The following is a 16,586-nucleotide window of genomic DNA, read 5'->3' as shown; positions in this document are numbered from 1 at the left end:
ATATTTTTAGGAGCTTTATGTTGCTTCAGTCAGATCTTCAATCAGACGATTTTAAAATTCGAATGCGCTCAGCCGTATCGTTTGCATGGCAAACATTATCAAAAAAAATAGGTCACGAGTTTGTTAAAATTAATAAAGAAGCCTCTTTGCAGTTGCAGTATGCTGTATTACTAAATCAATTAATACCTCTTATTCAATTCAGTAATCAAGAATCGTATGAAGTAGAACTGGAGCACAGTGTTCAATTGCTTGATACTCACAGAGAAATTGATGTTCTCTTTGTAGGCAAAAAATGTAATTGCTCAGTTCAACGTAACAACGCAGTTCAATGTAAGTGCGATGTTTTTAAAATTGCGATTGAAATGAAGTGTTATAGAGAATTTACAACCTCTGGAAATAGACGCGGCGCATCAGATATTTTTATGAAAGATGTTTATTTTGATTGGCATCTATTAGAAAGCTATATTGAGCAAGGTAAGGTTAACCAAGGGGTCGCATTGGTTATGAATGAGCTTGAAAATTTTGTAAATCCTTCGAATAAAGATGCTAAATGCTGGGACTACGATATTTCAAACGATTCTAAAATAACTCCTAAAAAATTAACAACACCTATCGGAGGAAAAGAGATTCAGTTTGAATTAAAAAAACAGTATTCAATAGACTGGAAACAAGTAAAGAAATTTTGGTTTTTAGAGGTTGAGGGAAGGATATTGTGAATAGTCTTCAAAAGTGGCTCACCCACCTCGAAACGGCACATTCAAGCGCAATCGATTTAGGTTTGGAGCGCGTGCGTACGGTCAAAGAGCGTTTGCAGGCGAGTGGCGATTTGCGTTTGAATTATCCCGTCATCACGGTGGGCGGGACGAATGGCAAGGGTTCTACCTGTGCTTTTCTCGAGAATATCTTGTTGGCGGCTGGGTACAAGGTCGGCTGTCATACGTCTCCTCACATCTTGCACTTCAATGAGCGTGCTCGATGGGGAGGGGTAGATGCGACCGACTCGCAGCTTTTGCCTTTTTTTGAACGAGTTGAAGCGGCGCGTTGTCAGCTTGATGTCATTTCGTTGTCGTATTTTGAATTTACTTTGTTGGCGATTATGTGCTGGTTTGATGCGCAAAAACCTGATGTGGTGGTGCTCGAGGTGGGTTTAGGTGGGCGTTTGGATGCGAGTAATGTATTTGACGCCAGTTGCAGTGTGGTGACCAATGTGGATATTGACCATGTTGGCTATTTGGGCGATACACGTGAAGCGATTGGCTTTGAAAAAGCAGGCATTTTTCGTGCGGGCCGCCCCGCCATTTGTGCGGATACTTCACCACCGACCGCTTTAGTGGCGCATGCACAAGCCATTGGTGCTGATTTAAAGTTGTTGGGTAAAGATTTTGAGTTTACCGTTGTACAGGATGAGCAACGCAAGCAATGGCGTTTTGTGGGCGAACATACACGCCGAAACAGCTTGGCGATGCCTGCAATGCGCGGCGATTATCAATTGATGAATGCCAGTGCGGCATTGGCGGCATTGGATGCCTTGTATGACGTTTTGCCTGTGTCGCAACAGGCGGTTAGACAAGGTTTGGCTCATGCGGTGGTGAGGGCACGTTTTCAGGTGTTGCCTGGACAACCCCTGACTGTGCTGGATGTGGCGCATAATCCGCATGCGGCGCGCGTGTTGGCGAAAAACCTTGGGCAACTGGGTTACGCGCCCTATACCCATGCTGTGTTTGGAGCGATGGCAGACAAAGATATCGTAGAAGTTTTGCGCATCATGCGTCCGCATATTGACCGCTGGCATTTATGTGCTTTACCGAACATACGAGCGGCTGGTACAGAACAGTTGCATGACGCGCTCATTGAATCGGGTTTTGTCGAGGACAAAGACCACTCGGTACACAAGCATGAAAGTGTCAAAGATGCACTCACGCATTTAGCCACGGCAGTGCCCGCAGATGATAGAATTATCATCTTTGGATCGTTTGTGACAATCGAGCAAGCGTTAATTGGTATGCCGCGTTTAAATTAGCGTCAACAGAAAGAAAATCATGTGGTTTAAAGACAAAAAACAAGCAGAAGAGCCAGAAATCGAACCGCGCACCACGCGTCGACGACAGACAGACATGCGCAGCGAGTTGGGATTAAGTGGCTCTGACAGTGGCTATCAGCCGCGTACTGTTCGACCGACGGTTCGGCGGGCGGCAGCGCAGGTCGATACAAGCACGGTATATAATGAGGACGTTCAGCTCAACGATTTAAAAATCCGCGCCCGTCGCCGTTTAATCGGCGCATTGGTTTTGCTGGCGGCGGCTTTTGTGATTTTGCCATGGGTGTTTGATGACAGTCGCAAGCAAACGGCTCCGACTGTGACGGTCAATGTGCCTGATAAAAATTTGCAATTTGATGTAAAAAATCCACGTGCAGCTGATACCACGGTGGTTGTTGATAACCTCAAGCCAACCCCCAGCAGCAGTGACAAAACATCAGATAAAACCGCAGCACCTAAAGTGGAGGCAAAAACAGACACTAAACCTGCGGTCGTCACAGATAAAACGCCTGTTTCAACGCAAAAATTTTTAGTGCACATCGGCATTGTCAGCGATACGGCTGAACTGAATGCGTTAATGAAACGCTTATCAGCGGCGGGCGTGAGTGCCACACGCGAAACGATTACGGTCAATGGCGTGTCTAAAACACGCGTTCGCTTAGGGCCGTTTGATAGCCAAACGGATGCTCAAGTGGCGGCAAACAAAGCCAAGAGTGCAGCAAAAAATCCAATAGTGATTCCCTTAAAATAACATCCTTTAAAAGGAGTGAAAACAACGCGCTAGGGATGGACGAGTTTTATTATTTTTTTAAGGTTAAATTATGTGTGGTGTGATAGGCGTGGTCGCCGCTTCTCCTGTGAATCAATTGATTTACGATGCTTTGCTATTGTTACAACACCGCGGACAAGATGCGGCTGGCATGGTGACTGCAAATGACAAGCGGTTTTTCATGCATAAAAATAAGGGCATGGTGCGAGATGTGTTTCGCACGCGCAATATGCGAGATTTGCACGGCAGATGTGGCATTGGTCATGTGCGCTATCCAACGGCTGGAAATGTCGATAGCCTTGAGGAAGCCCAACCTTTCTATGTCAACGCCCCTTATGGTTTAGTGTTGGCGCACAATGGTAATTTAACCAACAACAATCACATGCGCGAAAATCTATTTCGCCTCGACAAACGTCACATTAATACAGGCTCGGATTCAGAAGCTTTGTTAAATGTATTGGCGCATGAGTTGGATATTGCAGTGAAAGAGGCCGATGATTTGACGCCTGAAGAGTTTTTTAACGCCATGACTCAGGTGAATAAACGTGTCAAAGGGGCATATGCCTGTGTGGGTATGGTGGCTCGTCGTGCGTTGTTCGGTTTTCGTGACGTGCATGGTATTCGACCGCTGGTCTTGGGTGAACGTATCAACGAAGCGGGCGTGAAAGAGTATATGCTGGCTTCAGAAAGCGTTGCCCTCGAAGGCGTGGGTTATCATACCGTGCGTGACATCGCACCTGGGGAGGCGATTTGGATTGGCTTTGATGGCGAGGTTTTTAGCCGCCTCTGTATTCCAGAAGGAACAAAGCCTGAATTTAGCCCTTGTTTGTTTGAGTATGTGTATTTCGCCCGTCCAGATTCGGTGATTGACGGCACATCGGTGTATTCAGCGCGCCTAGCTATGGGTGAAACCCTTGCAGAAAAAATCCGTAGCGAAATTGACCTTAAAGAAATTGATGTGGTGATGCCCATCCCCGATACTTCGCGTCCATGCGCCATGCAATTGGCGATGATATTGGGACTGCCTTATCGTGAGGGTTTTATTAAAAACCGTTATATTGGTCGCACATTTATTATGCCGGGGCAAGAAACCCGTAAAAAATCAGTGCGCCAAAAGCTCACCCCCATGCCAAGTGAGTTCAAGGGCAAGAATGTGTTGCTCGTTGATGACTCCATTGTGCGCGGTACCACCAGTCAAGAAATTGTCGCTTTGGCGCGGGAGTCAGGGGCCAAGAAAGTTTATTTTGCTTCAGCCGCGCCAGCGGTGAAGTTTCCCAATGTTTATGGCATTGACATGCCAACGCGCACGGAGCTGATTGCTCATAACAAGGACGTGGAGGCGGTTAGTCGAGAAATCACCGCAGACAAGGTCATTTATCAAGATCTCTCTGCTCTTGAAGAGGCCGTACGCTCGGTCAGTCAGGGGGGGGTAAAGCAATTTGACGCATCTTGTTTCAATGGTCAATATGTGACTGGAGACATCGATATGGCTTATTTAGATGCACTGGAACAAGACAAAATTGACAGTGCGGCGGCGAAAAAAGCCGCGAAAAAAGAAAATAAGGCTCATTGACAGTCATAAAAATTAAAACTCCCCCTTCAAACGGCTTGGTGGTGACTAAAAAATGAAAAGGTTTCATTGATGAAAAAATTGCATTTACAAACTCAACTTTTGCATAGCGACCGTCTACGCGGAACCGAGTACGCCGCCAGTCACCAGCCCATTCATAAAAGTGTGCAGTGGGGGTACGCGCGCGCGCAGGACATTGCAGATACCTTCCAAAATAAACGCTCAGGCTTTACTTATGCTCGTGGAGGCAATCCAACAACCGCCGCTTTAGAGGCGCAAATCAATGCACTGGAAGACGGCATCGGTACGATTAGCTTCGCGACAGGCATGTCGGCGATTTCAACAGTGATTTTGGCTTTGCTTAAAGCGGGAGACCACTTGGTTGCCAGCCAGTATTTATTTGGCAACACCACCAGCTTATTCAGCACCTTAGCCGCACATGGCATTTCTATCACGTATGCCGATGTGACCGATGCAGATAAAGTCAAAGCAGCGATGCAACCCAATACACGCATGGTGTTTCTTGAAACCATCGCCAATCCACGCACACAGGTTGCAGATTTAAAGGGAATTGGTGAACTGTGTCAACATCAAGGCGTGTTGTTCGTGGTGGATGCCACCATGAGCACGCCCGCTTTATTGCGAGCAAAAGATTATGGGGCGTCTATTGTGATGAACTCTTTATCTAAAGGTTTGGCAGGGCACGGTGCTGCACTTGGTGGGGCATTAACTGATACGGGGTTGTTTGACTGGTCTGTGTATCCGAATATTTTTGAAGGTTATCGCAAAGGTGAAGCGAAAAACTGGGGTTTATTACAATTACGAAAAAAAGGATTACGTGACATCGGCGGCGCATTATCGGCCGACTCAGCACAGCAAATCGCCTTAGGCTTGGAAACGTTTTTTTTACGCAATGAACGCGCCTGTCAAAATGCAATGACACTCGCGAATTGGTTAAATGCACACCCTGCTGTTGAGAAGGTCGACTACCCAGGCTTGTCTGAGCATCCGCAACACGCGCGAGCTTCAGAATTGTTTAAAGGCTCATACGGCACGTTGTTGTCATTCACCGTTAAAGATAGCGTGAAACATCCTTTTGACGTATTGGACACATTAAAAATAATAATGATGTCAACTCATCTCGGTGATAACCGCACGATGGCTTTACCTGTGACCCAGACCATCTACGCTGAAATGTCAGCCGAGCGTCGAGCCGAGTGGGGAATTGCCGATGGTTTAATCCGCATTTCAGTTGGTATTGAGCAAGTTGATGATTTAATTGATGATTTGGCTCAAGCCTTGGCTTAAAGGCTTTTGCTTTGAAGTTTGTATTACACTTTCGATAAATGTCCGCCCCAGCCACCTTGAACTCGACTAGATAACCTGCGATATTGCGTGCTCCATAAATTACAGGGGCGCACACATGTCAAAATCAGCACTACCAAGCAAACGTAGCCATCCATGCAAAGGGAAGAGCAAAGCTGATTACCGCGCTTATCGCCAGCATCACGTCAAACTATGGCAAGCCAGCGGTTTGAGCAAATCAGATTACGCCATGCCAATCGGTGTTAGCAAAGACAGCGTGCGTGACTGGGTTCGAGATTTCGCCAGAGCTGTCTCAGCGAATGCATCACCGCTCAACGATTCCAATCTAAAGCCAGCCAAGTTCAGTGCGACGTTTGTCCCCATGCGTCTTCAGCCGGTAGCTCAAAGCAACGCACTCAAACTCACCTGGGCTTACGCTTACAAAATTTTGATGATTTTGCTGGGTTATAAGTAATCTCGTAAACGATAATATGCCATAGCCAATACTAAGGCAGGAGTACGCAAAGCCCGTCCGCCTGGAAAAGGCAGATGTTTGAGTTTGCTAAACATATCAAAACGCTCTGCTTGTCCTTGAATCGCTTGAGCGGCCATCTTTCCTGCGATGCCAGTCAAAATCAATCCATGCCCCGAGAAGCCTTGCAAATAATAAACATTACTACTTAGGCGACCAAAGTCAGGGGCTCGATTGGTTGTGATGTCGACAAAGCCACCCCAGCAGTACTCGATTTTAGCGTTTTCAAGTTGAGGGAATGCTCGAAGCATTGTATGCCGCATGGCATTGCTCAAATTGTGTGGCGTCATACCCGAGTAGCTCACCCGACCGCCGAACAACATGCGTGAGTCGTTGGTCACACGAAAATAATCGAGTACAAAATTATTGTCACATACTGCAATGCGATTTCTGATTAAACTGCCCGCTAATTGAGGGTCGAGTTGTTCGGTTGTCACAATATATGTACCAACAGGCATGATGCGCCCGCTGATTTTGGGTGCGACTTGGTCTAGGTAAACATTGCCAGCTAATACGACAAAAGCGGCGGTAATTTGTCCTTCCGCCGTTTTGACTATCGCGGGGTCGCCTTGTATCAATTGAGTCACTAAACTATTTTCAAAAATCTTAACGCCTGCGCTCATCGCAGCACGGGCAAGACCCAGCGCATACTTGAGAGGATGCAGGTGGGCGCTGTTTTTGTCCAAAACACCCCCGTGATAACGTTTAGATGCAACCCATTGCGGCATGTCTTCAGGGCTGATTTTTTCGAGGTAAGGATAACTGTATACATCGGCCAAGCGATCTGCCCAAGCATATAAATCTGGAGTGGTTTTGGGCTTGACGCTCGCCGTCATGTAGCCATCAATCCAGTCACATTGGATGTTGTGTTCAACGATGCGCTCACGCATTAAATCCAGACCTTCAAGCGTGATATTAAAAGCTTTCTTGGCATCATCTAAGCCCAATTGCTTTTCAAAAGGTTCTTGGTCGCAAGCATAACCTGCAATGGCTTGACCACCATTGCGCCCCGATGCGCCCCAAGCAATACGCTTGCCTTCGAGAATCGCTACTTTATAACCCGCTTGCGCTAGTTCTAAAGCGGCTGAAAGTCCCGCCAAACCAGCACCCACCACGCAAACATCAAAAGAGTGCGCTCCTTGCAAGCGGGGTTGTTCTGGTAGTGGCGTGCTCGTTGCGGCGTAATATGAATTTTGTGTCAGTTTCTCGTCTTGAGCGTACATGTTTAAGCCTTTGCAATGAGGTGTTTGTGTAAGGTCATTCATTACTATTCTAAAACTATACACAACTAAAACTCAAAAAAGGGGCTTTCTCTGTGTAGGTGGACTTAAGTGGATGGTGCTTTCCTTAAACATTGGTCTATTTAAACCACTCAAACATCACGCAAGTCATCCGTTAAAAACGACTGCGACCACCTCTTGCCGTTGCTGGCATTCTTGTGGAAGGCATCGCGCGATTGGCTCGGTTAGATTGAACGGACTCTCTTGACACAGGCTTGGCCGCCACATTGCGCTCGCGATTAGGGGATTTAGCCCGATTGACATTGCTTTTTAAATCGGAGCCATCGGTGGTTTTTTTCAAGTGCCCATCTGTTTTATCGCCGATTTTAGTCATTGAATTGTTACGGTCAATATCGCGGATGGTGTTGTTTTTGTTAACAATTACATTATTGTATTTATTAATATTCACGTTGACATCACCACGATAAGAGTTGATTGGACGAACGCCCCATGGATGGTAAATAGGCGGGTAGTAGCCCCAATGCCAAGGTGAATACCACGGTTGATAAGTCGAGACCCAAAACAACGTAAAGAATACGGGAGGCTGCACATAAGTTGGAACATACACGTAGTTTGTGCCGTATATGCTTGTTTCACCGATAATTTGTATAGACTCGCTACTTGAGCTTTTATTGACTTGAATCGTAGCAACAGTTTGTTTTTTGTCTTGGCCAATTGAGGCGTCAATATCGACATAATGCACATTGTTGTCTTTGCGTTCAGAAACTATTAAATAATCAACCTGACCATCATTGTTCAAGTCCAAATTTGATACTTGAGTTTTGGGGTCATTCAAGCGTTTTTCAAAATCCTCTAAATCCTTTGCTGCGCCAAACTCAGCAGAGACCAATTCCAAATCCAAATTTTCGCCAACTTTGTTGGTCGAAATGGTCATTGCAGTATCTTTTGAAAAAGCTGGAGCGCTTAATACCAATAGGGCACAAACGGCCAAAAACTTTAAGTTCATTAAAAATCCTCCTGAACAATATAAATGTAAATAGTTTTTAATTAAAGTTCATTTATTATACGCAAATTACATTTTAATTATTTATATTGTTTGCATTGAATTTAATTTGCTTATTTTGATGAGTAAGTGCCTATAAGATTTAAATATCTTATTTATATCTGCTCATATTAGCCTCGTTGAAGTATCAACTCACGATATGCTGTCTCACCTTGTGCGAGTGTATAGCGCGACTTTATTAAGTGCTCTGCTGCTTGACGCAAAGGCATGTGCGCTTGAGGCGATTCGAATGCCGTTAGGATGCGTTGCGCAATTTCGGACGGATTAAAAAAATCAACCAATACACCATTAACCCCATCCTCAATTATTTCTTCGACGGGCGGGGTGCGTGAGCCGATGATTAAACAGCCACTTGCCATGGCTTCTAACATCGACCACGACAGTACGAATGGATAAGTTAAATATATGTGTGCGGCCGATACTTGTAATACTTTTTTATAGGATTGATAAGGTACTTTGCCCAAAAAATGGGTGCGGGCTGGATCCAAGGAAACCTCATCTAACATCTGTTTTCGCCAATTGGGTGCATTTTTAGGTCTGGCACCATAGCTGATGTCATCACCGCCGACAATAATGGCGTGGCATGTTTTATGTGTTTTTTGGATACGCTCTAATGCGCGCATAAACGTATGAAAGCCACGATAGGGTTCTAAATTGCGTGCGACATATGTCACGATGGGGTCGCCTGCACGTACAACGATACCATTGGGTAGCTTAAATGTCGCATTGGCATCGGGATTCAATTGTTCGGTGTCAATCCCTTCGTGTATGACGTTTAATTTGTGGTGAAATAGCTCAGGATGTCTTGAGCGTTGCCATTGGGTCGGCGTCACGCCCGCGTCACAACGAACCAAGTTCAAGCTGTGTAGCGCATCCCATGTTGCAATTTTTGCTTGTTGGTCAAAGCTGTCAGGAAATTCTGAATCAAACCCTAAGTCGCCTTTAGGCAAGCTATAAAACCATTCACAAAAATGAATAATGCGTGCATCTGGGTAAATATCTCTCACGTACAGGGCATCTCCCCAGCCAGGATGCGCCAATACCACATCAGGCTGATAACCTTTTTTCTTAGCCGCCAATAATATTCTAGCCACTGCCTGACCGTGGAGTACCGCGCGTTCCATCGTACGTAAATATGGGTGCTGTTCGCGGTTGGGTTGGCGATGTAGTTCGTAGCACAAATGATTAAAACCATCTAAACCCGGAGCTGACTTTAAACCCAGACCATTGACTTGAAATATTGATAATGCTTTCCAATGGTTAATTAAATGACGAAATTGACCTGGAAAATTTTGATGAAGAATGAGCAAACGGGTTGGAGTCATAGTGGATGCGAATGAAGTCATATGCCATGAAAAGCGTCATGATAAATGAAAATAAGTTCATGATGAGTAGGATATGTGTAAGTCAAGGCGTAAATATATTAATTTGCATGACATTTAAAAATATAATTATTAGATTATGTTTAAATAAAAATTGTTTTTTATTGATATTTTTTTGTACAATGCTTGCCCAGCCACTTTGGTTGGTTATTGAATGTTAAATAAATAGTTATATTATTTTTAAGATGGGGGGGATAAATGGCTGTTATATCTGGAACTGATGGAAACGACACATTAATAGGGACTGCGTCTGCGGATACCATGTCAGGGCTGGCAGGTGACGACACTTATATTGTCGATAATGTGGGGGATGTGGTGATAGAGCAAGCCAATCAAGGTATTGATTTGGTAAGAGCTTCTGTGAATTACACATTGACCAGTAATGTAGAACATCTAACTTTAACGGGTTCTGCAGCGTTATCGGGCAAGGGAAATGACTTGAATAACCTGATTATTGCCAATAATGCAGGCAACTCTTTATTTGGTGGCGCAGGCAACGATACATTGCAAGGTGGCAATGGCAATGATGTGCTCGATGGCGGTACAGGCGCAGATAAAATGTCTGGTGGTGCTGGCAATGATACCTATATCGTGGATAACGCTGGAGATGTGGTCATTGAATTGGCGGGCGGTGGTACTGATTTGGTCAAATCGAGCGTTAATTACACATTGACAGCCAATGTAGAAAATCTTACTTTGACGGGTACGCAAAGCTTGGTCGGTCGTGGCAATGATTCGGCAAACAATATGACCGCAAATGCAGCAGGAGACAGCCTTTATGGTGGGGGTGGCTCTGATAAATTGACGGGCGGTGATGGCAATGATTACCTAGATGGCGGTGTATGTTCTGACACTTTATTTGGTGGTGCGGGTGATGACAAGCTGGTTTGGGGAGCTGATACTTGGTGGGGAACAGGTGGCACATCAACTAATCTCTGGACAGGGCAGGTTATTGACGTTCAATACAAATCACGCTCAATTGACTTCTTTGATGGTGGTACGGGGGTCGATACGTTGTTAGGTTCTGGTTGCCCAGATTTAATTGTCCTTGACGACTTAACCGACTTTGGTACGGTTTGGACGAATCAACCAAGATTACTGAATATTGAAGTGATTGATTCTGGCTTGGGTGATGATGTGATTAACTTGACCAGTAAGCGTTTTTCTTTATCGAATTTGACGATTTTGGCGGGAGATGGTGCGGATACCGTATGGTCTTCAACGGGCAATGATACGATATTTGGTGGTGCTGGTAATGATGTGCTCGATGGCGCTGCTGGCAATGATGTGTTAGATGGCGGGGTCGGCAATGACACATTAATTGGTGGCGCGGGCAAAGACGTGTTTACTTTTAGTACGGCACTTAATGCAACGAGCAACAAAGATGTTATCTCAGGTTTTGCAGTCGCTGACGATAAAGTTGCTTTAGATGATGCCGTGTTTACTGCGTTAACGGGGCAAACGTCGTTGTTAGCGGGACAATTTGCGGCGGGCGCAGGACTGAGTGCGGGTCGGGACGCGGATGATCGCATTGTTTATAACACCACTACAGGTGTGTTGTTTTACGATGCCGATGGTTCTGGCGCGGGTGCGGCTGTGGCTTTTGCTCAGTTGAGTCCGAATTTGGCTCTTAATAATACACATTTTCAAGTCATTTAGTTGTCAGCCAAATAGACTGGTTTCGGCAGGCTCTCATTTGATTGAGAGTCTTGCCATGAGTGATGCCACTTGTTCTTTGAATGTACAGATTGCCTTGATAGATAACAATAATAATTAAATGATAATTCATTTGATGCAAGATGCGAGCAACGGCTCCAATCAATTCTCTTTTAAAGTTATTTAAAAGCATTTAAAAGCATTTAAAGATACAAGGTTGATTTTTTGTGTTGCCCATAGGGTTTTTAGAATGATAAAACAAAGAGATTCATTGATGTGGGCAATGGCCTGTGTGGCCAAGATACAGGGGGGGCATATTGACCGTTTGTATTTACATGATGTGATTTCTTCACGCTGTGCTGCTTTTGTGGATAGTTTAGGAAAAAAAGGCAGCGATTGGCGGTCTGTTTTAGAGCGTGTCGCCGAAGAAATGGAAATAGAGCAGCTGTATATGCCTCAAAAACCTGACCCTGCTCGTTTACCTGCTATTTCTTGGAGTGAGGAGCACGGTTGGCTAGTGGTTCAGTCCCAAACATCCACAGGTGGATGGCTGGTTCGTAGTAGCACTGAACAGTTATTTGAAATCCCAAGCGAAGAAACATTGGCGTGTGTGCGTTTGCAGTTTCAGCAAGACAATATAAAACTGAGTCAACGCCCTGCATTTGCGATGTTTAAAGATGTATTTATGAGTCATACAACACCGCTGTGGGAAGCGGCTATCGCTACCGCCATGATTAGTTTGATGGCTTTGGGTGTTTCGTTATTTAGCATGCAGGTATACGATCGGGTCATTCCGAGTCATGGCTATCAAACACTGTGGGTGTTGACAATTGGCGTGACTTTAGCGCTTCTTTTCGATTTGCTGTTAAAGAATGTCCGTTCTCGTTTAATCGAAGAGAGCGTGCTCAAAATGGACAGCAAACTGTCCAGAGATATTTTTGCACGACTGCTCAAAGTGCGATTGGATCAATTGCCTGCGTCACTTGGCTCATTGTCCGCTCAAATACGTGGCTATGAAAATGTTCGTGGGTTTTTATCTTCGAGCACCATATATTTACTAATTGAGTTGCCCTTTGGTTTTTTATTTTTGTTTTTAATTGCGCTGATTGGTTCGGCTTGGTTGGCACTGATTCCGCTGTTGTTTTACGTCATCGCAGCCGTTCACGGCTTTAACTCCATTCAAAAAATTGAAGCGTATACCCGTAGCGGAATGGAAGTGGCGAATCAAAAGACTGGATTGCTGGTTGAGGCGATTGAGGGCGCTGAAACGATAAAATCGGGTGGTGGCATGTGGCATTTTTTATCACGATGGATTGACATCAATGACAGCAGTCTTAAGCATGACACCAAGTTGAGGCACATTGGCGAGCAAGGAACGCATTACACCGTTTTTTTACAACAGCTGGTTTATATTGCGGTGGTCGCTGTTGGTGCGTATGAAGTGACGCAGGGGCACATGACGATGGGGGCTTTGATTGCCTCATCCATTTTGCTGGGCAGAACAACGGCACCCGCGGCCACCTTATACCAACTGATGTTACGTTATGCAACCGCCAAAGCAGCCATGATAGGCTTGGACAGCTTATATCGTTTAGAGCCAGATAATCATGAAGTCAAACGTCCTATTCAATTGGAACGGGTGAGAGGTCAGTATGTGTTGGAAGACGTTCGATTTTCATACAAAAATGCCCCCAACGCTTTTACAGTTAATCAGCTGACAATTAAATCGGGTGAAAAAATTGGTGTGCTGGGTGGCATTGGTTCAGGAAAATCCACTCTGTTGCGCCTTCTTACGGGTATGTATCAACCCTTAACGGGAAAAATATTATTGGATGATATTGATATAGGACAGCTTTCCCGAAGCTGGTTATCCGAGCAAGTCGGTTATTTGCAGCAGGAACATCGTCTTTTTAATGGCACCTTGAGAGAAAACCTATTGATTGGGACGATTGATCCAGGTGATGAAAAAATACGAGAAATTTCTGAAAAAACAGGTTTGTTAAAAGTCATTGCCAATCACCCTAAAGGACTGTCTTTGCCCATTGCAGAAGGTGGAAAAGGGTTGTCGGGTGGGCAAAAACAGCTGGTTGCTTTGACTCGTCTATTGATTAATCAACCGTCGGTTTGGCTGCTTGATGAGCCGACATCTTCAATGGATTATCAAACAGCCGAGCAGTGTATGTCTGCTTTGACGCAAGCCATTAAGCCAGAGTACACGATGGTTCTTGTCACGCATAATCCTGTGTTATTGGAATGTGTTGATCGATTGATTGTCATTAACAATAATAAAATAGCGATTGACGGGCCAAAAATGGAAGTCATTAAACATTTACAAGCATCCGCCGCGGCATCAAAATCTACGCAACCCAAGATGGAGAGCATTTGATGAAGTGGTTAAAAAGATTTTTTGGTCTGTCGGATGAAGTGACGTTCAGTAAAGATCGCATCGTGCTCAGAGTATCTCTTGTTTGTTTCATTGTTTTACTGATATGGGCTTATTTTAGTGAGATTGACACTGTGGTGCATGCGCAGGGGCAGGTGATTGCAAGTAGCCATACTCAAACAATACAAGCAGCGGATGGGGGCGTATTAATTGAGTTGAAAGTTGCGGAAGGTCAAACTGTTCAGAAAGGTGATGTTGTGGCGGTTCTTGAAAAAGAGCGTGCCACCGCTGCTTTTGACGATGTATTTGGCAAAGTGAGTGCCTTGCGCATGACCGTAGCCCGATTACAGGCTGAAGTGACGGGCGGCTCATTTTCTATCCCCGCTGAACTGGAAGCAAAATACAGTGATTTTGCACGGGTTCAAAAAAACCTTTATCGTCAACGCAAAGCTTCTCGTGATGAGTACATTCGTCAATTACAAGTGAGTAGGGCGCTCGTTTTAAAAGAACTACAACTTAACCGCCCCTTAATCGCTTCTGGGGACGTGAGTCAAGTTGAAATTTTAAGGTTAGAACGAACGCTAAACGATATTAATATTCAGATAAAAAATATAGAAAACAAATACCTGCAAGATGCCAGTGCCGAGTGGACAAAGGCTCGTGAAGAGTTGAATTCACAAGAAAAAAATTTGGCCGACCGCCAGCAACTACTAGAACATACAGACCTGATTGCACCTGCCACAGGCGTGGTCAAAAGTATTCGAGTGACCACGCTTGGTGGGGTGGTGCGCTCAGGCGAGGAGATTATGCAAATTTTGCCAACAGAAAGCGACTTGGTGGTTGAAGCAAAAATTAAACCCGCAGACATGACGTTTATGCGTCAAGGCTTGCCCGCAAGAGTCAAACTAGACGCATATGACTACTCAATTTTTGGGGTGATGCAGGGCGAAGTTGTTTATATCAGTCCAGATGCTTTACTTGATGAGAGCAAACGCGGAGAAGAGGTCTATTATCGAGCGAAAGTTCGCATCGGTGAACGAGCGTTTAAAGGAAAGGCAAGCCAAGACATTGAAGTCAGACCGGGCATGACTGTCACAGTGGATGTTTTATCAGGCAAGCGCAGTGTGCTGTCCTATTTAACACAGCCTTTGAACAAAACATTGAGTGAGTCAATGTCTGAAAAATAAAAAATGAATAAAACGGGTGGTTAAGCTCATTGAGCGCAGAGCCGACCCGTTAAAGCAATTTTATTGATGAAAGTATACAGATTGAAATCAACTGCTGGACGAAAGCACACAAGCTTAAAACAATTGATGGCGATATTGCTCATTGTTGTTAACCATGAAGTGGCAAGAGCAGAAGCACAAGATATTCTGGATGGGCTTATTGAGCAGTCCATACAAACTTATCCTGCAATCAAATCTAAAGAAATGACGCGAGAGTCCGCTAAACAAGATGTGGTCACTGCATCACTTAGTTTTTTACCCAATGCCACGGTGAACTTTCAATCACGTAGGCGAGTTTATGACGACTCAAGCTCAAAAAGTACAATTGGCGACCCGTATACAGTGATTACCATAAGCCAGCCGCTTCTCGGGGGAGGGCTGGTGGCAGGATATCGCCAAAGCCAAGCGAATTTAAGTGCGTCCGATTGGGCGTTGCGAGAGGAGGCCGAAAACATCGCAGTCAGAGTGATTAATGCATATGGCGCATGGCTCTCTGCATACAAAAAATTAAGCGCATCAGAGGACAGTGTCAAAGAGTATGAGCGACTTGTTGGCTTAATTACCCACCGTGTCGAAGCGGGTGTTTCTCCACTGACAGACCAGAATTTAGGTGTTTCCCGTCTGTTGCAAGCGCAGTCCGAATTGTCGTCGTATAGAGCCAAAGAATCATCTGCATTAACCACCTTAAATCAACTCGTGGGACAGCGTCTGACTCGTGAACAGCTATTAAGCCAACAACCAGAGGACAATTTTGCAATGCCTGAAGATGTTGTGATGAAAACGTTAGAAGTCAGTCCTGCATTGAAACGACTTCAATTTGAAGCCGAATCAGCCAATCAAGCAAGTAAAAAAGTGCGGTCTCAAGCATTTCCCCAACTCGCTTTGCAAGCCAGACGTACGATTGGCGACCCTGATTATCAAAATATTCATCCTAAAAATACCATCGGTTTAGTGCTCAGTTATTCAACAGGCGCAGGATTTTCATCTTTTTCAAAAACACTGTCTGCGGACAAAGCCTATTACGCCACAGTATTGAATATAGACTCAGCCAAGCGTGACGTGGTGGTGCGGGTTAATCAAGAGGTCAGTGATTATCAGTTTGCAAAAAGCCGTGAAAAACCATTACAAAAATATGCAGATTTAACTAAAGCAATCAGCGAATCATATAGCCGATTATTTTTAGTCGGCAAGAAATCATGGCTTGACTTAATGAATTCGGTACGAGAGCGCAAAGAAGCGCAGGTTGAACTGATTGATGTCCAAGTGCTGTTGTTAACGACATCTCGTCGATTAAGTATTTATACACAAAACTTAAATTTTGATGCGGTTAAGCAATAAAGCAATAAAAGTCGAAATTTATAGACGTATAACGTTTCGATTTTTATTTTGTGCTTACAGGACCTGTTGCTTATAGGACTTGC

13 protein-coding genes are annotated in these 16,586 nt (G+C 44.8%); 10 read left to right on the top strand and 3 right to left on the bottom strand.

All coding sequences use genetic code 11. The features are described 5' to 3' along the window. Positions 1-17: 17 nt before the first annotated feature. The 6 genes from DFR44_RS07055 to tnpA all read left to right on the top strand — a co-directional run bounded on the left by DFR44_RS07055 (position 18) and on the right by tnpA (position 6,157). Positions 18-716: a hypothetical protein gene (locus tag DFR44_RS07055; RefSeq protein ID WP_133620515.1), complete on the top strand. Its 699-nt coding sequence runs from the start codon at positions 18-20 to the stop codon at positions 714-716. Further along, positions 710-2,020, top strand: coding sequence for a bifunctional folylpolyglutamate synthase/dihydrofolate synthase (locus DFR44_RS07050; protein WP_133620514.1), 1,311 nt, complete (start codon positions 710-712; stop codon positions 2,018-2,020). The genes DFR44_RS07055 and DFR44_RS07050 overlap by 7 nt, the downstream gene beginning before the upstream one ends. A 19-nt stretch (positions 2,021-2,039) precedes the next feature. Next, positions 2,040-2,789, top strand: a complete 750-nt coding sequence (locus DFR44_RS07045) for an SPOR domain-containing protein (protein ID WP_133620513.1) — start codon at positions 2,040-2,042, stop codon at positions 2,787-2,789. A gap of 70 nt (positions 2,790-2,859) precedes the next feature. Next, the gene (purF, locus tag DFR44_RS07040) at positions 2,860-4,380 is read left to right on the top strand and encodes an amidophosphoribosyltransferase (RefSeq protein WP_133620512.1); all 1,521 of its coding nucleotides are present in this window, start codon (positions 2,860-2,862) and stop codon (positions 4,378-4,380) included. A gap of 69 nt (positions 4,381-4,449) precedes the next feature. Further along, positions 4,450-5,685, top strand: a complete 1,236-nt coding sequence (locus DFR44_RS07035; RefSeq protein WP_133620511.1) for a cystathionine gamma-synthase family protein — start codon at positions 4,450-4,452, stop codon at positions 5,683-5,685. Positions 5,686-5,800: 115 nt separating this feature from the next. Next, positions 5,801-6,157 carry an IS66 family insertion sequence element accessory protein TnpA gene (tnpA, locus tag DFR44_RS07030; protein ID WP_133620510.1) on the top strand — a complete coding sequence of 119 codons (357 nt, stop codon included), beginning with the start codon at positions 5,801-5,803 and terminating at the stop codon, positions 6,155-6,157. Here the strand turns inward: tnpA and DFR44_RS07025 are convergent. The 3 genes from DFR44_RS07025 to DFR44_RS07015 all read right to left on the bottom strand — a co-directional run bounded on the left by DFR44_RS07025 (position 6,148) and on the right by DFR44_RS07015 (position 9,843). Next, on the bottom strand, positions 6,148-7,479 hold the full coding sequence (locus tag DFR44_RS07025; protein ID WP_246012078.1) for an NAD(P)/FAD-dependent oxidoreductase: 1,332 nt from the start codon (positions 7,477-7,479) through the stop codon (positions 6,148-6,150). The two genes, tnpA and DFR44_RS07025, sit on opposite strands and share 10 nt — an antisense overlap. A gap of 130 nt (positions 7,480-7,609) precedes the next feature. Further along, positions 7,610-8,461 (bottom strand): hypothetical protein, encoded by an 852-nt coding sequence (locus tag DFR44_RS07020; protein ID WP_133620509.1) that lies wholly within the window; start codon positions 8,459-8,461, stop codon positions 7,610-7,612. Between the two features lie 167 nt (positions 8,462-8,628). Continuing rightward, positions 8,629-9,843: a glycosyltransferase family 4 protein gene (locus DFR44_RS07015; protein WP_162845198.1), complete on the bottom strand. Its 1,215-nt coding sequence runs from the start codon at positions 9,841-9,843 to the stop codon at positions 8,629-8,631. Between the two features lie 255 nt (positions 9,844-10,098). On the opposite strand from DFR44_RS07015, the gene DFR44_RS11720 reads away from it, so the two are divergent. From DFR44_RS11720 to DFR44_RS06995, 4 genes are all read left to right on the top strand, one after another. Continuing rightward, positions 10,099-11,559, top strand: coding sequence for a calcium-binding protein (locus DFR44_RS11720; RefSeq protein WP_133620507.1), 1,461 nt, complete (start codon positions 10,099-10,101; stop codon positions 11,557-11,559). A gap of 247 nt (positions 11,560-11,806) precedes the next feature. After that, on the top strand, positions 11,807-13,942 hold the full coding sequence (locus tag DFR44_RS07005) for an ATP-binding cassette domain-containing protein (protein WP_133620506.1): 2,136 nt from the start codon (positions 11,807-11,809) through the stop codon (positions 13,940-13,942). Then, positions 13,942-15,126, top strand: a complete 1,185-nt coding sequence (locus DFR44_RS07000) for a beta-barrel domain-containing protein (RefSeq protein WP_133620505.1) — start codon at positions 13,942-13,944, stop codon at positions 15,124-15,126. The genes DFR44_RS07005 and DFR44_RS07000 overlap by 1 nt, the downstream gene beginning before the upstream one ends. Before the next feature lie 126 nt (positions 15,127-15,252). Further along, positions 15,253-16,503, top strand: coding sequence for a TolC family protein (locus DFR44_RS06995; protein WP_162845197.1), 1,251 nt, complete (start codon positions 15,253-15,255; stop codon positions 16,501-16,503). Positions 16,504-16,586 lie beyond the last annotated feature (83 nt).

This window comes from Hydromonas duriensis (genome assembly GCF_004363775.1).
GTDB lineage: Bacteria > Pseudomonadota > Gammaproteobacteria > Burkholderiales > Burkholderiaceae > Hydromonas > Hydromonas duriensis.
This window is presented reverse-complemented; position numbering and strand designations above follow the sequence as displayed.